This window comes from Kribbella turkmenica (genome assembly GCF_004348725.1).
Lineage (GTDB): Bacteria > Actinomycetota > Actinomycetes > Propionibacteriales > Kribbellaceae > Kribbella > Kribbella turkmenica.
In genome coordinates, this window is record NZ_SMKR01000143.1 from 1 (window position 1) to 20,053 (window position 20,053).

A 20,053-nucleotide genomic window follows, 5' to 3' on the forward strand; every position below is an offset into this window, starting at 1 on the left:
CTGAGCGTCACCCCGGCCGCGAACAGCGCGAACAGCGGTACGGCGACGCCGGCGGACCACGGCCGGAGCCGGTGCTCGATTCGCTCGGCCGGCGAGTGCTCCTCGGTCGGGTCCACCATCACCCGGGTGACCAGACCGAGGGCGACGCCGGCGATGGTGGCGTGGATCCCCGACTCGTGCATGCACCACCAGGCGCCGATCGCGATCGGGACGTACAGGAACGGCGTCCGGATCCGGCGCCGCTGCAACAGGTACCAGAGCGCGATCAGCGCGACCGCCGCCAGCAGCCAGCTCAGGTGGAAGCCGTGGGAGAAGAAGACCGCGATCACCAGGATGGCACCGAAGTCGTCGACCACCGCCAGCGTGAGTAGGAACGCCCGCAACGCAGTCGGCAGCGACGAGCCCACGATCGCCAGCACGGCGAGCGCGAACGCGATGTCCGTCGCCGTCGGCACCGCCCAGCCGTCGGTCTTCCCGTTGTCGGCGGCAAGGTTGACGGCCAGGTAGATGATTGCCGGGAGCACCATCCCGGCGACGGCGGCGACCACCGGCACGACCGCCTCGCTGAGTCGCGAGAGCGTACCGACCACGAACTCGCGCTTGAGTTCGACGCCGGCCAGGTAGAAGAACAACGTGAGCGCGCCGTCGGAGGCCCAGGCCTCGACGGTCAGCGGTCCGAGCTCGGTCTCGCGCAGGTGGTGGTAGGCGTCCTGCCAGGGCGAGTTGGCCCAGGCCAGCGCGACCACCGCTGCCGCCAGCAGGAGCAGACCGCCGGTCGTCTCGGCGCGCAAGGTGTCGGCGAGGAAAGCTCGCTCCGGCCCGAGGACGCGCGGAAAGGCGCGCTTCTTCGGCTGGATCCGCGGCGGCTGGGTCATGGTCGGCGGCCCTTCGTCAGGGGTCGTTCGGACACTACGCCGACCAGGCTTCCCGGCACACCTGCGCCGCCCGTCGGGGGCGGCGCATTCAACGGGGTCAGTCTATCGGGCGCTGTTTGCCCGTGCGGTCCCCGATGCGGCAGGGTGGTCCACGGTGCGCCGGGAAGTCTGGTCGGCAAGCTCGTACTCAGCCGGGTGCGAGCCTCGTCACCGTCCCCGGGAGGTCCCGTGCTCGGCCAGAGTTCTGTGAGAGACATCACGCATCCCGGCGAGCGGTCGGCACCGACGTTCGGCGAGGTCGCCGGATGACGGTCATCGCGGTCGTCGTCTTCGTGATCGCGTACGTGCTGATCGCGACCGAGTGGACGCACAAGTTGCTGGCGGCGCTCGGTGGCGCGGCGGTGTTGCTGGCGCTCGGGGTGACGGATGCCGAGCACGCGTTCTACTCGCACGAGACCGGCGTCGATTGGGACGTCATCTTCCTGCTGTTCGGGATGATGGTGATCGTCGGCATCGTCCGGCGGACCGGGGTGTTCGAGTACATCGCGATCTGGGCGGCCAAGCGGGCCAAGGGTTCGCCGCTGCGGGTGATGATCCTGTTGACGTTGATCACCGCGGTCGCGTCCGCGTTGCTGGACAACGTGACCACGGTGTTGTTGATCGCGCCGGTCACGTTGCTGGTGTGTGACCGGTTGGGGATCAATCCGGTCCCGTTCCTGATCGCCGAGGTGCTGGCGTCGAACATCGGTGGTGCGGCGACGCTGATCGGTGATCCGCCGAACATCATCATCGCCAGCCGGTCCGGGCTGACCTTCAACGACTTCCTCGTGCACATGGCTCCGCTGGTGGTGATCGAGCTGATCGTGTTCACGCTCGTGCTGCCGTGGTTGTTCAGGGGGTCGTTCGACGTGGATCCCGAGCGGGTCGACGGGGTGATGCAGCTGAACGAGCGGGAGGCGATCGAGAACCCGCGGCTGCTGATCAAGTGTGGCGCGGTGCTGCTGCTGGTGTTCGCGGGGTTCGTCGGGCGTGCGGTGGTGGACATCGAGCCGTCGGTGGTGGCGCTGCTGGGTGCTGGGCTGCTGGTGTTGATCTCGGGGGTGGAAACCCGGCATTACATGGTGAGCGTGGAGTGGCAGACGCTGTTGTTCTTCGCGGGGCTGTTCATCATGGTCGGTGCGCTGGTGAAGACCGGGGTGATCGGGAGTCTGGCTGAGCAGATCGGCAATGTCACCGAAGGCCGCGCGCTGTTGGCGGTGATGCTCATCCTGGTCGTGTCGGCGGTGCTGTCCGGCATCGTGGACAACATCCCGTACGTCGCGACGATGAGCCCGGTCGTGCTCGAGCTCACCAAGGGCATCCCGGACCCGGTCCAGGCCGAGGCGTTGTGGTGGTCGCTGGCGATCGGCGCCGACTTCGGCGGGAACGCGACCGCGGTCGGGGCGAGTGCGAACGTCGTGGTGATCGGGCTGGCGTTGCGGGCCGGGCATCCGATCTCGTTCTGGGAGTTCACCCGCAAGGGCGTGGTGATGACCGCGATCACGATCATCGTCGCCGCGCCGTACCTGTGGCTGCGCTACTTCCTCCTGTCCTGAAGCGCGTCTGCCAGCCCGGCCAGATCCGGCGCGACCAGATCGGGTTCCGAGAACGCCTTCGGGTACGGCGTTCGACGCCGGTCGAGGTAGTAACCCTGGAGCCCCGCGCGGCGCGCACCGTCGATGTCCCACGGGTGCACCGCGACCAGGGCCATTCGGTCCACCGGGACCCCGCACACGTCGGCGGCGTACCGGTAGGCGTCCGGGTGCGGTTTCCAGCGCTGCGGCGTGCCGACGTCGAGGCGGTGCTCGAGCAGCGGCATGATGCCGCCGTCGGTGAACATCCGCTCGGACATGGCCGCGGCGCCGTTGGTCAGGGTGATGATGCGCAGTCCGGCCTCGTGCAGCCGGCGCAGGCCGGGCTCGACGTCCGGGTGCAGTGACAGTTGCGTCATGCCGGACAGAACTCCGCCGATGGTGTCCTCGGCCGGCTCGATGCCCGCGGCGGCCAACTGTGCGGTCAGCACGTCTGCGGCGACCGTGCGGAACTCGGCGTACGCACCGGCCGCGGTGAGCGCGAAACCGTCCCGCAAGGTGGACGCGAACCAGTCGTCCAGGTTGTGCCGGGGCAGACCGGCCGCTGCGAACCGCTCCCGCATCGGCTCGAGATCCGACAGCGTCTCGTTCACGTCGAGCACCAGCACGTCGACCATGGCAGCTCCCTTATCTTGAACCGTTCGTTCCAAGATAAGATGCTCGGCATGGCGGATGTCAAACACTTCGACGAGGCGGCCGCACTGGCCGCGGTCGAGCAGCTGTTCTGGCGCCGCGGCGTGGCGGCGACCGGGATCCGGGACGTCGTCGCGGCCACCGGGCTGAGCCGGTCGAGTCTCTACAACGCGTTCGGCGGCAAGGACGAGCTCTACCTGGCGGCCGTCCGGCGGTACCTGGACCATCGTTCCCGGCCGATGTTCGAGCGGCTCGCCGCCGACGAACGCGGACTGCCGGCGGTGGCGGCGTTCTTCGACCAGCTGCTCGGACTGCGGTGCGCCGGCGAGTTCGCCGGCTGGGGATGTCTGGTCTCGAACGCGAACGCCGACAACCCGCCGGCCGCGGCCCGGCCGCTGCTGGCCGAGCACCACGCCGCCCTGAGGGATGCCTTCGCCGCCGCGCTGAGGAATGCGGAGCTCCGGGACGGCGTCCGGGTGGGCGACGCTGCGGAGCTGCTGACCTTGCTCGCCTATGCGGTCAACCTCCGCTCCCGGTCCGGAGCCACCCGGGCCCAGCTCGAGGCGGCGGTCGACGCCGCGCTGGCCGGTCTCGGCCGCTGATCAGGCGGCCATCCAGGCGCGCGGATCCGGACCCTTCGCAACGATGCCGTTCGGGTTGATGGTGTCGTGGGTCAGGTAGTAGTGCCGCTTGATCTGGTCGAAGTCGACGGTCTCGCCGAACGACGGCAGCCGGTACAGCCGGCGTGCGTACGCCCAGAGGTTCGGGAACTCCGTCAGCTTGTTCCGGTTGCACTTGAAATGCCCGTGGTACACGGCGTCGAACCGGACCAGCGTGGTGAACAGCCGGATGTCGACCTCGGTCAACCTGTCCCCGAGCAGGTACTCCCGGTCCGCCAGTCGCTCCTCGAGCTCGTCGAGCCGCTCGAACAGAGCGTCGTACGCCGACTCGTAGGTCTCCTGCGTAGTCGCGAACCCGCAGCGGTAGACGCCGTTGTTCACGTCCTGGTAGATCTCCTCGATCAGCCGGTTCAGCTCCGCGCGGTCGGCCGGGATCAGCCGCGGCGCGTCCGGGCGGTGGAACTCGGTCCACTCCGTCGAGAAGTCCAGCGTGATCTGCGGGTAGTCGTTGGTCACGACCAGCCCGGTGACGGTGTCGACGATCGTGGGCACGGTCACGCGGCCGTCGTACGACGGATCGGTCCGGCGGTAGGCGTCGGACAGGAACTCGATGCCGAGCACCGGGTCGCGCCCGGCCGGGTCCAGCGTGAACCGCCAGCCGCGGTCGTCCCGGATCGGGTCGACGACCCCGAGGCTGATCGCGTCCTCCAGGCCGAGCAGCCTGCGGACGATCACCGACCGGTGGGCCCACGGGCAGGCAAGGCTGACCACGAGCCGGTAGCGCCCGGTCTCGACCGGCCAGCGACCCCGCTCGTCCGGCCCCTCGCCGGGCCGTGCGGTCGACTCGCGGGTGATCCGGCCGGTGAACCAGTTGCTCTGGCGCTTCCACTCGCCACTGGGTGCGCTTTCCTTCACGAATTGTGCGCGGCTCATGTCGGTCGGGTACCCACTTCCCGGGAACTGCCCACACTTTCACTTTGTCGCCGGCCGATTCGGGTTGGCCCGGGACCGGAATCGCCAACGCTGCCCGGTCACTGGCCGTGAAGCCGGGGCGGACGTTACAGTCTGGCTGACAAGGTCATCCGCGCCAGCGGTGTCGCGGGCGGCCGCACTACCGAACGATCAGGAGCACGCCCCGGCTCGCGTCCCCCGGCAACCGGTTTGCCGGGCAGATTCCCAGGGATACTGACCTCATGGCCCGCCCAAGGAACAACCCCGGCGACCTCGCCGAGCTCCCCACGGAGCTTCGGACCGATCGGCCGAAGGGTGACCAGATCCGCGAGATTCTGGAGAACCTCACCCGCAGCCTGGCGGTCGGCACCGTGCTGCCGTCCGAGCGTGTCCTCGCCGAACGCTTCGGCGTGGCCCGGATGACGGTGCGGCAGGAGGTGGACCGGGTGGTCGCCGAAGGCCTGGCCGCGCGCCGCCCCGGCGGCGGCACCTTCGTCGCCGAGCCGCGCCCGTCCCGGATGCTCGCCTCGTCGTTCAGCCAGGACATGATCAACCGCGGCATCAAGCCCGGCGCCAAGGTCCTCGAGCACCGGGTCGGCACCGCCGACGAAGACCTCGCCCGCGAGCTCGAGGAACCCGTCGGAACCCCCGTCCTGCACCTCATCCGCCTGCGCACCGCCGACGGCGAGCCCATGGCCGTCGAGCGCACCGCCCTCTCCCTGCACCGCTACCCCGGACTCGACGAGGTCGACTTCGCCGAGAACTCCCTGTACACCGAACTCGCGTCCCGCTGGGGCGTCACCCTGGGCATGGTCTCCGCCTCCATCGTCGCGGCCCCACCCGACCCGGTCGATGCCGAACTCCTCGAGATCGACTCCACCACCCCCTGCCTGATCATCACCTCGGCCCCCCGCACCGCCTCCGGCGAAGTCATCGAGTTCGGCCGCTCCGTCTACCGGTCGGACCGCTACGACATCACCGTCGCCTACCGGGCCACGTAGCTACTGCGCCCGACGCCAGTTGGCGTTAGCTGTTGAGGCTGCGGAGGACGTTGGGGGTTTGACCTCGGGCGGTCAGGCGGGTGACTATCTCGACGGTCAGGGCTTGGGCGAGCATGGCGCCGACCATCGTCGACGTGGCACCGGTGCGTTCGGGGCTGCCGGGGACGTCGATCACCGCGTCGCCGGGTTCGCCACAGTTGTCGATGACTACGTCGGCTCCTTCGAACAGGCGCTGGCCGCCGGGTGCCCGTGAGGTCACGGACGTGCTGTGGGCGAGGGAGGTCAGCGCGATCACCTTGGCACCCCGAGCCCGGGCGCCGAGCGCGAACTCGACCGGTACGGCGTTCCGGCCGGAGTTCGACGCGATGAGTACGACGTCGTCCGCCGTGATGTCGTTCGTCTGCAGGAGTACGCCGGCCAGCCCGGGCAGGCGCTCGAGGAGGGAGCTCTTCCGCAGACCCTCGTGGAGCATCAGCCCGGGCTCGAGAACGGCCCGTACGTCCGCCAATCCGCCGGCCCGGCCGTAGAGCTCTTCGGCGATCAGATGGCTGTGCCCGGTCCCGAACACCCAGAACACGCGAGCGTCCACGACCAGCTCGGCGGCTCGGGCGATCGCGTCCGCCTGCGTTCTCGCTGCGCGGGACGCGATCTCCAGCGCCTGCCGCATGAATCCCTCAGCCCCAGACATACGCCTGAAGTTACCGGGGGCCGGGCGCCGAACCCCAGCAAGTCAACTAGACCACTCCGAGAACCTGGCGGTGGTGCCTGGGCTGTTCGTACTCGTCCAGGAGAGCGATCGCGAAGTCGGCGTACGACGTGAGCGTGGTGGGGTCGCCGGGGGCGAGGCGGTAGCTGCCGGTACGGCGGGGATCGGCGTGGTTGAAGTCGCCGGCGGGCGCCAGGGAGACCCAGTCGAGGGTGGAGGCCGCGAACGTGTCGAGGGCAGCTTGGTGCGCGAGGTAGAAGGCGCGGTGTTCCTGCGGGTAGCCCGGGGTGTCCATCAGTGGGGTGCCGTCGCGGCCGGGGAGGAGGGAGGCGAGGCCGACCCAGATCAGGCGGACGTCCGCGAGACTCCCGACCAGAGCACGTGCCGCCGCTGGATAGAACACCGCGGGGTCGGTGCCGCCGTCGTACACGGCTGCGATCACCGCGTCGTGCCCGGCCGCGAGTTCGCGGATCCGGCCGGCATCGGTCACGTCCCCCGCGACCACGTCGGCCGCGGGACCCGTCGTACGGGCGATCGGGGTGACGTGATGTCCGCGGGACCGGGCTTCCGCGATCGCGGCTCGGGCGGCCCGGCCGCGGGCGCCGATGACGAGGATCTTGCCCACTGCAACCTCCTTGGGTCTGGCTGATGCCGTGACCGTAGAAGGCGGCGCAGTTACCAATTGGGTACCGTGCAGCGGGTGGAGGCACTGCGCGCGGACATGTTCGAGGAGATCTGCCCCTCGACGTTGCTGCCGTTCCGGATCGGTGGGGACAAGTGGGCGGCCCTGGTGCTCAGGTGCCTGGAGGACGGTCCGCGGCGGTTCTCGGAGTTGCGGGTCCCACTGGCCCGGGTGTCGCCCAAGGTGCTGACCCAGTCCCTGCGCACGCTCGAACGCGACGGATTCGTACTCCGGACACAGTACGACGAGCCGGTACGACGCGTCACCTACGAGCTCACCGGCCTCGGCCGCAGCCTGCTCGAGCCGATGCGGCTGATGTGCGCCTGGGCCGAGGACCACTGGGACGAACTGCTGGACGCCCGGGAATCGTAGGTCGCGCCAACGCTAGACTCGAACCGTGGACGAGCAGACGCCGACCGTGTTGATGCAGACGCCCAGCTGGTTGCTGACCCAGAGCGCGGCGCACGCGCACCGGATCATCACCGAGACCTTCGTCGCCGGGGGTGCGCGGGGGTACCACTTCCGCCTGCTCGCGACGCTGGTCGAGTTCGGCCCGGCCAGTCAGGCGGCGCTCGGCCGGCACACCGGCATCGACCGCAGCGATGTGGTTGCCGCTCTCAACGAGCTGGCCGCCGACGGGTACGTCGAGCGCAGCCCCGACCCGGCCGACGGCCGCCGCAACATCATCACGCTGACCGCGTCCGGCCGCCGGCACCACAAGCGGCTCGCGGCCCTGGTCTCCCGGGCCCAGGACGAGATCTTCGCCCCGCTCAGCCCGGCCGACCGCGCCCGCCTGACCACCCTCCTCGGTCGCTTGGTGGCCTATCACCAGACCAGCTGAGCAGCATCACCAGATCGGCAGCTGGGCACGGGCAGCCCTCTGAATCCGGCGGACGCGGTGCTCCCGGGCGTGGACCCGCTTCCTGGCCGCGCGAGAGATCTTCCGCCGCCCGGCGTCCGTCGTCGGCACCGGCTGACCACCTGTCTGCGGCGCGTTCACGTTTCTACCGATGCGCGACCGGCCCGAGCGGTTCCGTCGTACCGTGGAATTGTGCCGTTCGGCCGAAAATCCGATCTGTTGAGCGCAGATCGGGGGCTGCTGGGCGATACGGCGGTTCCGTGGGCGGGGCGGCATTGGTAGAAAGGGGACCGGGCGCTCCAGCGCGCCGAAGCTAGCGAGGAGGAGTCCGCGACGTGACGAATGCAGAGTCACCCCAGTCCGATGCCGCCCAGTCCGAGGCCCTGTCGAACCTGATGCACGAGGAGCGCCGGTTCCAGCCGCCCGCCGACCTGGCCGCGAACGCCAACCTCAAGGCCGACGCCTACGAGCACGCGGCGAGCGACTTCGAGGGGTTCTGGGCCGAGCAGGCGAAGCGGCTGACCTGGGCGGTCGAGCCGACCGAGACGCTGGACTGGAGCAATCCGCCGTTCGCCAGGTGGTACTCCGACGGCAAGCTGAACGCGGCGTACAACTGCGTGGACCGGCACGTCGAGAACGGTCTCGGCGACAAGATCGCGTACTACTTCGAGGGCGAGCCCGGCGACACCCGGGAGATCACCTACGCCCAGCTCAGGGACGAGGTGAGCAAGGCGGCGAACGCGCTGCTCGAGCTCGGTGTCCAGGCGGGCGACCGGGTCGCGATCTACATGCCGATGATTCCGGAGACCGTGGTCGCGATGCTGGCCTGTGCCCGGGTCGGTGCCCCGCACACGGTCGTGTTCGGCGGGTTCTCCGCGGACGCGCTCAAGGGCCGGATCCTGGACTGCGACGCCCGCGTCGTGATCACCGCCGACGGTGGCTACCGCCGGGGCGCCCCGGCCGCGCTCAAGCCGGCTGTGGACGCGGCGCTCGAGGACTGCCCCGACGTACGGAGCGTCCTGGTGGTCCGCCGTACCGGTCAGGACACCAACATCGTCGAGGGCCGCGACCTGTGGTGGGAGGACTTCGTCGGCAAGCAGTCGACCGAGCACACCCCGGAGGCGTTCGACGCCGAGCACCCGCTGTACGTGATGTACACGTCCGGGACGACGGGCAAGCCGAAGGGCATCCTGCACACCACCGGCGGCTACATGGTCGGTACGGCGTACAGCCAGTGGGGCGTGTTCGACCTCAAGGCCGACACCGACGTCTACTGGACCGCCGCCGACATCGGCTGGGTGACCGGCCACAGCTACATCGTGTACGGCGCCCTCGCGAACGCGACCACGTCCGTGCTGTACGAAGGCACCCCGGACACCCCGCATCAGGGCCGCTGGTGGGAGATCGTGCAGAAGTACAAGGTCTCGATCCTGTACTGCGCGCCGACCGCGATCCGCACGTTCATGAAATGGGGCGCGGACATCCCGGCCAAGTTCGACCTGTCCTCGCTGCGCGTCATCGGGTCGGTCGGTGAGCCGATCAACCCGGAGGCGTACATCTGGTACCGGGAGAACATCGGCGGCAACCGGGCGCCGGTGGTCGACACCTGGTGGCAGACCGAGACCGGGATGCACATGATCTCGCCGCTGCCGGGGGTGACCGCAGGCAAGCCGGGGGCCGCGATGAAGGCGATCCCGGGCGTCAGCGTAGACGTCGTCGACGACAGCGGGAAGCCGGTGCCGGACGGGTCCGGTGGCTACCTGGTGATCACCAAGCCGTGGCCGGCGATGCTGCGCACGCTGTGGGGCGACGACCAGCGGTTCGTCGACACCTACTGGTCCCGCTGGGAGGGCATGTACTTCGCCGGTGACGGCGCGAAGAAGGACGAGGACGGGGACCTCTGGCTGCTCGGCCGGGTCGACGACGTGATGAACGTGTCCGGCCACCGGCTGTCCACCACGGAGATCGAGTCCGCGCTGGTCTCGCACCCGAAGGTCGCCGAGGCCGCGGTCGTCGGCGCGTCCGACCCGACCACCGGGCAGGCGATCGCCGCGTTCGTCATTCTCCGCTCGGAGGCCGGCGACGGCGGCCCGGACGTGGTCCAGGAGCTCCGCAACCACGTCGCCAAGGAGATCGGCCCGATCGCCAAGCCGCGCCAGATCATGGTCGTCGCCGAACTGCCGAAGACGCGGTCCGGCAAGATCATGCGCCGGCTGCTGCGCGACGTCGCCGAGAACCGCGAGGTCGGTGACGTCACCACGCTCGCCGACTCCACCGTCATGGACCTGATCAAGTCCAACCTCGCCGCCGGCAGGTCCGACGAGGACTGACGAACACCGACCTCAGCCCGTACGACGCACCGTCGTACGGGCTGAGGTCGTGATCAGGAGAGTCACCGCGGTCGTGCCCGCGCCGATCCAGGCGGCGGCGGTGTAGCCGGACTGCCTGGGGAAGACCGCGGTCGTGTGGGCGGCGAGGACGAGGCCGCCGAGCGCGCTGCCGATCGAGAAACCGACGCTGCGAACCACCTGGTTGACGCTCATCGCGCCGGCCGTCTCGGCCGTCGGGGTCGCGGCCAGGATGACGGCCGGCATGGCCGCGAAGAACATGCCGACGCCGAACCCGAGGACGCTCATGGCGATCACCGGTCCGGCGAGGTGGCTGCGCGCGAGCGCGAAGACCGGGAACGCGGCGAGCACGACGGCGGTGCCGGCCGCGAGCAGCGTACGGGCGCCCACCCTTTCCCGGAACCGCGGTACGACCCGGCCCGCGGCGAACCCGAGCAGCGAGAACGGGACCAGGACGAGCCCGGCCTGGAAGGTCTTCAGCCCGAACCCGTAGCCCGCCGAGGCAGGGGTCTGGACGTACCGGGTGATCAGGCTGAGCAGCAGGTACATGCCGATCCCGCAGGTGAGCATCACCAGATTGGCAGCGGCAACCGCCGGCTGCCGCAGGAGCCGTACGTCGACCAACGGCTCCTCGGTGCGAGCCTCGAGGATCACCCAGGCGGCGAGCAACAGCAACGCAACGACCAGCGTGGTCGCAGCGAGACCGGGGTGGTCCCGCCAGAGCGCGGTTTGGCTGATGACGACCAGCAAGGCGAGCAACGCGATGGTGAGCAGCACTGCGCCACGAACATCGATCGGTGAAGCCGGTCGTACCGGTGCAGGCGGCAGCACCAGCGCGGCCACGATCAGCGCGGCCGCGGTGACCGCCAGGCCGAGGCCGTACGCCGCGCGGATTCCGGCGAGGTCGGTGAGCAGACCGGCCAGCGGATAGCCGACACCGATCCCTGCCGTTGAGGCGACGGCAAGCAGCGCGATCGTGCCGGCGGAACGCTGTTCGTCCAGGTGGTCGCGGGCCGTGGCCATCATCAGCGCGGTCAGCCCGAGCCCGGCACCTTGAGCGGCGCGACCCGCGAGCAGCAACGCGAAGGGAAGCGGGATCACCGTGAGCAGGCTTCCTGCCACGACGAGGGCCAGCGTGGCCAGTACGACGGTACGCCGTCGTGGACCCGAGCCGAGCCGGCCGAGCAGCGGAGTGGCGATCGCCCCCGACAGCAGGGGGATCGTGAGGGTCCACTGCGCGGCGGCCAGCGACACGTCGTACTGCTCGGCGACCGCGGTGATCAGCGGAGCGCCCAGACTGCCGACGACGGCGACGACCAGGGCGACGAAGACCACGCCCGCGCTCAGGAACCGCGACGTGACGCGGACGGCCTGCATGGGTGTCAAGCTAGTAGGGCTGTTCGGCCACTTTCGAGCGAATGTCTGATTCCTCACGACCCGGTCGTGCACGAGAGTGCTTCGCGCCGGAGCACTAGGCTGCCCTGCATGACTGCTGTCGTCGCGATCGTGCATGCGGGGCTGGCGGCGGCCTGGGCCGGCGGGATGGCGTACTCGCTGTTCGTCGTCCAGCCGAAGCTGAAGAAGTACTTCGGCCCCGACCAGGAAGGCCGGGAGACACTGACGACTGTGATTGCCTCAGGCAACCGGTGGAAGGTGGCGGGACTGATCGCGGCGATCGCGGTCAGCGGGCTGGTGCTGCTGCTGATCGAGAACGACCACTGGGGGATCCACACAGTCAAGGGTCTGCTCCTGCTCGGCGCGACCGGGATCTTCTGGTACGTCTCCTGGCGGCACTGGCCGCGACGGGTGTTCGCGACGGCCGCGGAACTGCCCGGGATGCACCGCCGGCTCGTCGTCCTCGCGACCACGATGCTCGGGCTCACCGGACTCGCGTTCGCCCTCGGGGTGGCCGCCGTCCAGCTCTGAGGTTCGTGTCTTAGCAGATCGGCGCCCTGCTGTGTGAGGATGACGCAACTCGTTCGGAGGTGATCGCGATGGCACCGGAGGCCCTGCAACTCCTGGTGAGCATGCACCGTATCGTCCGGCATCTGCGCCGGAGCCGGACCACCTCGGCCCTGCACCCGACGCAGTTCCTCGCGTTGATGCTGATCGCCGACGAGCAACCCCTCCGGATCGGCGAGATCGCCAACCGGGTGCCGTGCTCCCAGCCCACCGCGACCACGACCGTCGCCGCCCTGGAGGAGGCCGGCCTCGTCCGCCGCGAGCAGGACCCGGTCGACGGGCGGGCGACGGCCGTCGCGCTGACCCCGGCCGGCGCGGAGATGGTCGAAGCCTCCGGGCGGCAGGCCGCGGAGGAGCTCGCCAAGCTCCTCCGCCGCCTCGACGACGCCGACCGCGAGCTCGTCCTGCGCGCCGGGGTCGTCCTCGCCCGGATCGCCGACGACCTCTGACTCAGGCGCTCCGGTTCTCGGTGTCGCCGGCGCTCACCGCGGCCCCCGACCACCGAGATCGTGGACGGCGGAGTGCCCGGAGCGACATCGAGCTGGCTGTTCACCCACAGCAGGCGGGCTTCCGGCCGAGGTCGAGCCGTTCATGCAGAGCTTGCTCGCCGGGCACACCGGAGCACGCCGGGCGCTCGGCAACGCCGTACGCGAGTGCATCAGGAGGTCCTGACCTCGTCGTCCGTCGAGCTCGACCGCCGGTACGCCGCTGACCCTGTACTGCGGTCCGGGCATTACTCCACGCGGCCTCGACGCGCTGCTGACGTCCCTGCATCCGGACATCGAATGGTCCAACCCGGGCGGACCGGACTGCGCCGTGCTAACCACGCACGGTCCTACTGTCCGACCCGCGCTCGAGGAGTCCCGGCGCTGGCAGGTCAGGCCTTATTCGGCCCAGCTTCCGTTCGGTGCCGCCATCCTCATCATCCAGTAGCTCGATGGAACATGGGTGGCATCGTTGATGACCTTGCCCTCGACCTGGCCGAAGGACCGCAGGGCGAGCTTCTCGAACGCCGCCGGCTCCCGGACGTATTCGCCGCGGTCGTTCTCGGACATCCACCGCGAGATCCGGCCCTGGGTCGGCTCGAAGCAGGTGTCGACGCTGATCACCCGGCCGCCGGGACTCAGTACGCTCGCGGCCAGGTTGAGCAGTTGTGAGCACTGCTCGTCCGACAGGTGGTGCAACAGCCCGAGCAGCAGCACCACGTCGATCGGCGGCAGCGATCGGGCGGCGGCTTCGTCGAAGTTGCCGCAGTGGAAGCTGGCGTTCTCTCCGCCGAAGCGCTCCTTGGCCCAGTCGATGTACGTCGCATCCGTGTCGAACCCGTGATAGTTCAGCGGCTGGGGCAGACTCGGGAAGTAGTACGCCGGGCCGCAGCCGACGTCCAGGACGGTTTCACCGGGCCGGATCTCCTCGATGCACCGGTAGCGCAAGCGGTCGGCACCGACGACGCGCTGCAGCAGGACGTAAGCGGGCACATGCCTGAGAAGGCCTTTCAGACCCTCCATGCGGATCTCCTCGGTCGGGAAAATACCTATGCTGGGTGTCCGGACCCCGCCAAGTCAACGAACACGATCAATCCGTCAGCTCGTAGATGATGACTTGTCCTTGGGTATGCCGCCGGTCGGCGAGCCGGTCGAGAGCGCGCTCGGCGACCGTGCCCTTTCGCCTGTCCGCGAAAACCCAGCGGACGCCGTAATCGCTGCGCAGGGCCTCCAGCAGATCAGGCGTCGGCGCCGTGAGTGCCTTCGTCGTCAGCGCCACCCGGTCGGGCCAGGGCGACGGCAGCAGGCTGTATCCGACGTTCAGTTCGCCTTGGTTCGCCAGCGACTGCTGGGTGTAGGCCCAGCCCTCCATCAGCGTCCGGTGACCGCCGACACCGCTGACCAGGTAACCGCGCGCGTCGCAGACCGGACCAGGGCGTCGTCGCGACTGGCAGGCGGTGTTCGTCACGACCACGTCGTCACGTCCCGCGTTGCGTTCCAGCCACAGCGCGGCCTGGATCTCGTCCGTGGTGTACAACGGAGCGGCCGGGACCGGAATCTGCCGGGGCTCGCCGGTGACCCGGTCCGCCGCATTGCGCCATTCCGACCAGGGCCGGCTGAGCAGGGCGAGGCCGACCGCGACGCACATCAGCAGCGCCAGGCCGAGGCCGCGGACCTGCGGACGGGCGGCGCGGAGGACGAGCCAGCCGAGCAGCCCGGCCACCAGTGCCGTCGCAAGCCACAGCATCGGCTCGGCCACCGCCCGCGTGATCTCCGCCGGGGAGACAGGCCGGGTGTCGATGTTGCCGAACGCCCGGATCGCCGGAGCGAGCGCCGCACCGGCCAGCAGACCACCGGCGATGATCACCCGGCGGGCCGCGCGCCGGCGTCCGGTGACCGCGAGGTGGACCACATGTCCCGCGGCGACGCCGGCGAAGGGCAGCGCGCCGCCGAGGAAGTAGAACTGGCCGAAGCCCGGATGGTCGACGACAACGAAGCCGAGCATGGACGTGAGGAGCGTGCCGACCAGCCACCACTGCACCGGATCGGTACGGGTCCGGCGCTGTGCCAGACCCAGAAACGCCACCGCCACCACCGCCCTGCTCACCACCACGGACGCAAGGATCGCGATCGCCCAGGTCCACGTCTGCTGGTCGGCGTCACGGAGCCCTTCGATGATCCATCCACCCGCAGCCGGAGCGCCGGTGACACCGGTCAGAGCGGTGTATCCCTGGAAAGCCCGCAAGACCCCGAACAAGCGCAGCGGAGTACCCGCGGTGCTGCCCGCGACAGTCAGCATCGACGCCACCATCACGCCCACCAGTGCGACGCCGACGCCGACGGTCGGCCAGGGGATGCGTCTGTTCCGCACCATTAGGAACAGCGCCGCCAGACCGGTCCCGCCGAGCAGCAGCGGCACAGCCGTGGGCTTGGAGCCGGCGGATGCGCAGACGACCAGCAGCACGATCGCCCAGGACCGTCGCGGGGCACCGCGGTACAAGGCGCCGATCAGCAGCGCCGCGGCTCCGACGCTGACCGCCGTCCCGAAGGACTGCGACGGGCTCAGGAAGACGAGTGGTGAGGACCCGACGCCGCCGGCGTACTTCCAGATCGCGACCCGCTGGACGACCGTCGTCAGCGCGACCGCCAGCGGGGCGGTCCACCAGGCACCGCTGACCTGGCGGGCGAGTGCCGCGACCGCGAGGACGAGCCCGATGATGATCGGGGCGAACCATAGCCTGAACAGCACGAGCCGGGGGTCGATCCCGGCGATCTCCGCGGCCGACGCCAGATGAGCGTCGGCGAACCAGTGGTACTGCATCGTCTCGCCCGCCACCTGCGGAATCTGCGGCGGGACGGAGCGGCCCAGCTCGTGCACGATTCCGAGGTGCCAGAGCAGGTCCTGGTAGTAGTTGCCGCCGTTCTCGGGGATCGGCGTGGTGCTGACCGTGGTGCCGTAGTACATCAGCAACGTCGCCGACATGAGCAGCGACAGCGTGGCGCCCCAGGCGAGCGGCAGGCGCGGCGCGTCCAGCGCCTGCGCCCGCCAGCAGCGTCGTAGTCGCGGTACTGCGGCGAAGACGACCAGCACCGCCGCGGGCCACAGGACCAACCAGTCCTGTACCCCAGCGGCTGTGAACAGCGCCCACCCCGCCAACTCGTAGGAGAGGCCGACGACGATGCCGATGCCCACGTCCTCCGGCCAGGTCCGCCGGCCCGGCGCGAAGGCTCGCAGCAGCAACACTCCGGGAAGCACCACACAGCCCGCGAAGTAGACCGAGTAGCGGAGGATGTCGCCGTCCGTCACCTCCGTGCCTGCAAGCACCCAGTACAGGGTCACCGCGGGGAGCAGCCAGACGAGTGCACCCACGAACCGTGGCCTTGACGACCTGCCGAGCCCGTGCGTCATCGAGACGGTCGATGCGAACGGCGGCTCGATGGTCCGCTTGTCCGTCATGGCGCGGAATCACTGTGCCCGGCGGTCCCCGTGCGATCGGTGACAGACGGAGCGCCCTTGGTGAGAGGAATCAGGTCGGGCATAGTAGTGGAGCCTAACCGTTGCCGACAGCTGTTGGGCGAGTGCGTAAATTCCTTCAGGATCTTGGATATCAACCCTGGTGCCGGGCCGCATCTGCCCGCTCTGGCAGGAGCCGCCGAGAGGGTCCTCGGCGGCTCCTGCTTGCGGTCAGTTGCCGGTGAGGGTGAAGGTTGTCGTGGTGTTGCGGATGTCGGTGTGGTTGTTGGTCAGGGTGAGGTTGTCGAAGGTGGCGGTGCCCCGGGCGGGGCCTTCTCCTGGTTCGGGGAGCTCGTTGGCCCAGATGCCGTAGCCGGACTTGGCGTCGAAGGCGTCGCCGGACTTCCGGGCTCCGGAGATCGAGGTGTTGGTGAAGACGGTGTCGGCGACCGGGAAGAGTGGCTGCCCGCCGACGTAGTCGGTCTGGAACATGATCCCGGAGTACGTCGGGTCGACGATGTCCAGATCACTGACGCGGATCCCCTGGAAGATCTTGGTCGCGGAGTAGATCCACAGCGCGGGGAACGTCTGGTTGCCCCAGAAGTGCCCACCGGCGCGGACCAGGCTGACGTTCTCGAACCGGGTCGGCGGGGTCGCGCCGAACCCGTTCATCGGGATCCCGAAGTCGAGCGACGAGATCGTCACCCCGGGATAGGTCAGCATGTCCGCCGCGTACAGATTGCGGAACACGTTGTTCGTCCCGCCGTACACCGCGAACCCGGCGGCCCGCCAGGTCAGCGTCGCGGACAGGTTCTCGAACACGTTGTCGCGGACCTCGCCGCCGCCGGAGTCGGTGGCGTTGAAGAGCGCGAAACTGTCGTCACCGGTGGCCCGGGCGTCGTTGTTGCTGACCAGGTTCCCGGCCGACCCGTTCGTCATGTTGATGCCGTCGGCGAACATGTTCCGGATCCGCGAGTTCCTGATCGTGGAGTTGTCGGTGTTCGCACCCCAGTACAGGCAGACCATGTGCTCGACCCAGATGTTGTCGATGACCATGTTCGCGGTGTTGGCGAAGTCGAACACCTTGCCGGGACCGTCGATCCGGGAGGTGTAGTTCCCGAAGTACGCGAACCCGGTGAACGTCGACCCGTTCGCCGACGCCTCGGACCGGAACCCGACGTCGGTGTTGTCCTGGGTCGCCGGCGCGTGGAACCGGGTGTACCAGGGCCCGGCGCCGACCACGCGGACCGCCTTGCCGTACACCTGGAACTTCGACGAGGTCTGGTAGTCACCAGGCGGCAGGTAGACACCCTGCAGCGCACTGTTCTGCCGCGCCTGGTCGAGCGCGTTCTGCACGTCCTGGTGGGTGAAGCCGGACGGCGTCACGTATCCGGAGCCGGGGTTGGCGATCGGCGCGACCTCCTCGGTGTCGACGAAGTCGATCGCGTACGTCGTACTGTTCGCCGGATCCTTCTGGAGTTTGATCTTGGTGCCCGCCGGGAAGCTCGCGTCGAGCATCAGGTGCGCCTCGTCGTAGATGTGCCGCGCGGGTCCGGAGCCGGGTGAGTTGTTCGGACTCGCCTCCGCGCCGTACAGCCAGGCATAGCGGGAGGTCAGCGGCAACGCCTTGTGGAAGGCGCCGTTCACGTACACGTTGACGGTCGAGTCGATCCCGCCGCCGCCGGCCGAGTCCGGGATGGAGAACCGGGTGACGAGGGTGTTCGTCCGGGCCCGGGTGGTGAACTCGACGAACGAGCCGTTCGAGGTCAGCGTGACCGCGCGTCGCCCGGAGGCTTCGCCGGCCAGGTCGCCGATGGCCCGGTTCGGACCGACCACGACCGCGCCGCCACCGACTGACGCGTCCTCGGCCTCGAGGTGGTCGTACGGCATGTTCGCGCCACGGCCCACGAAGAACGGCCGCTCGCTGGTGTTGTTCGTCCGCTTCACCGGCAACTCGTTGGCGTCGGCGGCGAGGACGACGCGGACGGTGTAGCGGCCGTTGCCCGCCGTCCAGTTGCCCAGAGCAACCGCTGCGGTGGTCGCGCCGGCCGCGATCGCACCGTTGTGCGAGCCGGTCAGTGTGGCCACGACCGTGCTGCCGTTCAGGATCGTCAGGGTGATCCCGTGCGCACCCGAGGCGGACGCGACGCTGCCCTGGTTCTTGAGCGCGACCGAGAAGGCGACGCTGTTGCCCGCGGACGGATTGCCGGGCGTCCAGTTGACCGCGGCCGCCACGAGGTCGGAGCTGGCCACCGGGGTGACGACCAGCGGCCCGGCCGCGTTCGCGGTGTTGTCGGCGTCGTTCTGCTCGATCACCGTGTTCGCCTCGTCGACCTTCGCGCTCAGCGGGTAACTGCCGGCGTCCCGCGCGCCGATCGCCGCACTCACGGTGGCGGAGGCGCCGGCCGCGAGGGCGCCGACGGGCGCCGTACCGACCTTGGTCTCGCCGAGGTAGAAGTTCACCTCGGTCGCCGCGGAGCCCGCGGTTCCGGAGTTGCCGACCGTCGCCCGGACGGTGATCGTGTCGGTCTCGACCGGTGACGTCGGCGTCCAGGACACGTTGGAGAGTGTGAGATCCGGGTTCGGCGCCGGAACGCCCATCACCTGGAACTCGGCGACCTGCCCGGCCGGGGCGCCGGTGTTGGCGGTGACGTTCAGCCGTACGCCGGCCACCCGCGCACCGACCGGGATCGTCACGCTGTTCCCGCTCGCCGGACTGAAGGCGTACGACGCACTCGGCACGATCGTGGTGAACGCCGACGCGCCCTGATCGCGGCCGAGGACGGAGAACGTCTGCGTCCGCGCAGCCCAGGCGGAGTCCGGGTTGAGCCGGATCACGATCGAGCTGAGATCCGCGTTCGCGCCGAGCTCGGTGGTCAGCGTGGCCGGGTTGGCGTTGCCTTCCCAGTACGTCGTCACATTGTCGTCGTTGGCGTTGGTCGCGACGAAGGTGTGCACGAACCCCGACGCGGTGATCGGCCTGCCGAGCGCGAGGTTGCTCCCGGGACCGTTGCTGCCGTTGCGGGTGACCGTGTTGCTGTTCGCCGACTGGTTGCCTGCGGCATCTTTGGCGCGGACGAAGTACGACACCGACGTACTGGCCGGCTGGTTGTCCGTGTAGGTGAGGACGTCGCCGGCCAGGCTGGTGCGCAGCTGGCCGTTGGCGTAGACGTCGTACCCGGTGACCCCGGCGTCGTCGGTCGACGCTGTCCAGGTGAGCCGGATCTGGCCGGCGGCCGGTTCGGTGAAGGCCAGGTTGCCCGGGGCGGTGGGAGCCTGGGTGTCACCGGTCGCCGGACCGTAGACCTCGAGCTCGGACAGCTGCCCGGCCGGCCAGCCGGTGTTCGCGGTGATCCGGATCCGGACGTAGCGGGTGGTCACGGTGCCGTAGTCGATCGTCACGGTGTTGCTCGGCGGGTTGAACGCCCGCGCGGCGGAGGCGGTCAGGTCGGTGAAGTTCTGTCCGTCGACACTGCCCTGGACGGCGAGGGTCTGCGTACGGGCGCCCCAGTCGACGGTCGGCAGCTTGATCACGACCTGGTTGGTGGCGACCGTCGAGCCGAGGTCGACCTGCACCCACTGCGGGAACGCGTTGTTGGCGCTCTCCCAATAGGTGCCCTGGTTGCCGTCGGTGACGTTCGATGCTGCGTAGTTCTGGATGACGCTGCTGGCCGACGCGCTCTTGCCGGCCGCAAGGTTCGGTCCGGCCAGTACGGCGGCGGTCGCGGTGTCGGCCGGGGTCGCGCGGACGAGCGGGCCGGCCGACAAGGCCAGGCCGCCGGCCAGCAGGGCGGCGAGGAGCCGCCCCGCCGTCAGTCGGAACTGCGGGATTCTCATGGCCTCTCC

17 protein-coding genes are annotated in these 20,053 nt (G+C 69.5%); 8 read left to right on the top strand and 9 right to left on the bottom strand.

Annotation, left to right across the window (positions count from 1 at the left end; all coding sequences use genetic code 11):
- The coding region (locus tag E1218_RS27010) for a Na+/H+ antiporter NhaA (protein ID WP_132325060.1) at positions 1 to 875 on the bottom strand (875 nt) is incomplete at its 3' end.
- 134 nt (positions 876 to 1,009) lie between these two features.
- On the opposite strand from E1218_RS27010, the gene E1218_RS27015 reads away from it, so the two are divergent.
- Entirely contained in the window at positions 1,010 to 2,470 is a 1,461-nt protein-coding gene (locus E1218_RS27015) for an ArsB/NhaD family transporter (RefSeq protein WP_325052862.1), read from the top strand.
- On the opposite strand, the gene E1218_RS27020 is transcribed toward E1218_RS27015, so the two are convergent.
- Complete coding sequence (locus tag E1218_RS27020; RefSeq protein WP_132325065.1) at positions 2,452 to 3,123, bottom strand: haloacid dehalogenase type II; 672 nt, start codon at positions 3,121 to 3,123, stop codon at positions 2,452 to 2,454. The two genes, E1218_RS27015 and E1218_RS27020, sit on opposite strands and share 19 nt — an antisense overlap.
- A gap of 48 nt (positions 3,124 to 3,171) precedes the next feature.
- Here E1218_RS27020 and E1218_RS27025 point away from each other — a divergent pair, with 48 nt between their 5' ends.
- Complete coding sequence (locus E1218_RS27025) at positions 3,172 to 3,741, top strand: TetR/AcrR family transcriptional regulator (RefSeq protein WP_132325068.1); 570 nt, start codon at positions 3,172 to 3,174, stop codon at positions 3,739 to 3,741.
- Here the strand turns inward: E1218_RS27025 and E1218_RS27030 are convergent, their stop codons facing one another.
- Entirely contained in the window at positions 3,742 to 4,692 is a 951-nt protein-coding gene (locus E1218_RS27030) for a glutathione S-transferase family protein (RefSeq protein ID WP_132325071.1), read from the bottom strand.
- 260 nt (positions 4,693 to 4,952) lie between these two features.
- Between E1218_RS27030 and E1218_RS27035 the strand changes: the two genes are divergently transcribed.
- Complete coding sequence (locus E1218_RS27035; protein WP_132325074.1) at positions 4,953 to 5,711, top strand: GntR family transcriptional regulator; 759 nt, start codon at positions 4,953 to 4,955, stop codon at positions 5,709 to 5,711.
- A gap of 25 nt (positions 5,712 to 5,736) precedes the next feature.
- Here the strand turns inward: E1218_RS27035 and E1218_RS27040 are convergent, their stop codons facing one another.
- Together E1218_RS27040 and E1218_RS27045 are read right to left on the bottom strand one after the other, a co-directional pair.
- Positions 5,737 to 6,399, bottom strand: coding sequence for a sugar isomerase domain-containing protein (locus E1218_RS27040; RefSeq protein WP_132325077.1), 663 nt, complete (start codon positions 6,397 to 6,399; stop codon positions 5,737 to 5,739).
- A gap of 46 nt (positions 6,400 to 6,445) precedes the next feature.
- Positions 6,446 to 7,042, bottom strand: coding sequence for an NAD(P)-dependent oxidoreductase (locus E1218_RS27045; protein ID WP_132325079.1), 597 nt, complete (start codon positions 7,040 to 7,042; stop codon positions 6,446 to 6,448).
- A 75-nt stretch (positions 7,043 to 7,117) separates the two neighbouring features.
- Here E1218_RS27045 and E1218_RS27050 point away from each other — a divergent pair, with 75 nt between their 5' ends.
- From E1218_RS27050 to acs, 3 genes are all read left to right on the top strand, one after another.
- Positions 7,118 to 7,471 carry a winged helix-turn-helix transcriptional regulator gene (locus E1218_RS27050; RefSeq protein WP_202866208.1) on the top strand — a complete coding sequence of 118 codons (354 nt, stop codon included), beginning with the start codon at positions 7,118 to 7,120 and terminating at the stop codon, positions 7,469 to 7,471.
- Positions 7,472 to 7,496: 25 nt separating this feature from the next.
- Positions 7,497 to 7,940 (top strand): MarR family winged helix-turn-helix transcriptional regulator, encoded by a 444-nt coding sequence (locus E1218_RS27055; protein WP_202866209.1) that lies wholly within the window; start codon positions 7,497 to 7,499, stop codon positions 7,938 to 7,940.
- 413 nt (positions 7,941 to 8,353) lie between these two features.
- Complete coding sequence (gene acs, locus E1218_RS27060) at positions 8,354 to 10,288, top strand: acetate--CoA ligase (protein ID WP_132325102.1); 1,935 nt, start codon at positions 8,354 to 8,356, stop codon at positions 10,286 to 10,288.
- Positions 10,289 to 10,300: 12 nt separating this feature from the next.
- Here the strand turns inward: acs and E1218_RS27065 are convergent, their stop codons facing one another.
- Positions 10,301 to 11,683 (bottom strand): MFS transporter, encoded by a 1,383-nt coding sequence (locus E1218_RS27065; protein WP_132325082.1) that lies wholly within the window; start codon positions 11,681 to 11,683, stop codon positions 10,301 to 10,303.
- Between the two features lie 108 nt (positions 11,684 to 11,791).
- Between E1218_RS27065 and E1218_RS27070 the strand changes: the two genes are divergently transcribed.
- Entirely contained in the window at positions 11,792 to 12,232 is a 441-nt protein-coding gene (locus tag E1218_RS27070) for a hypothetical protein (RefSeq protein WP_132325086.1), read from the top strand.
- 68 nt (positions 12,233 to 12,300) lie between these two features.
- Entirely contained in the window at positions 12,301 to 12,717 is a 417-nt protein-coding gene (locus tag E1218_RS27075; RefSeq protein ID WP_132325089.1) for a MarR family winged helix-turn-helix transcriptional regulator, read from the top strand.
- Positions 12,718 to 13,152: 435 nt separating this feature from the next.
- Here the strand turns inward: E1218_RS27075 and E1218_RS27080 are convergent, their stop codons facing one another.
- From E1218_RS27080 to E1218_RS27090, 3 genes are all read right to left on the bottom strand, one after another.
- The gene (locus tag E1218_RS27080) at positions 13,153 to 13,776 is read right to left on the bottom strand and encodes a class I SAM-dependent methyltransferase (RefSeq protein WP_132325091.1); all 624 of its coding nucleotides are present in this window, start codon (positions 13,774 to 13,776) and stop codon (positions 13,153 to 13,155) included.
- 67 nt (positions 13,777 to 13,843) lie between these two features.
- A complete protein-coding gene (locus E1218_RS27085) occupies positions 13,844 to 16,210 on the bottom strand; it encodes a hypothetical protein (RefSeq protein ID WP_132325093.1) in 2,367 nt (788 codons plus the stop codon).
- 228 nt (positions 16,211 to 16,438) lie between these two features.
- Entirely contained in the window at positions 16,439 to 20,044 is a 3,606-nt protein-coding gene (locus tag E1218_RS27090; protein ID WP_132325105.1) for a discoidin domain-containing protein, read from the bottom strand.
- Positions 20,045 to 20,053: the final 9 nt, after the last annotated feature.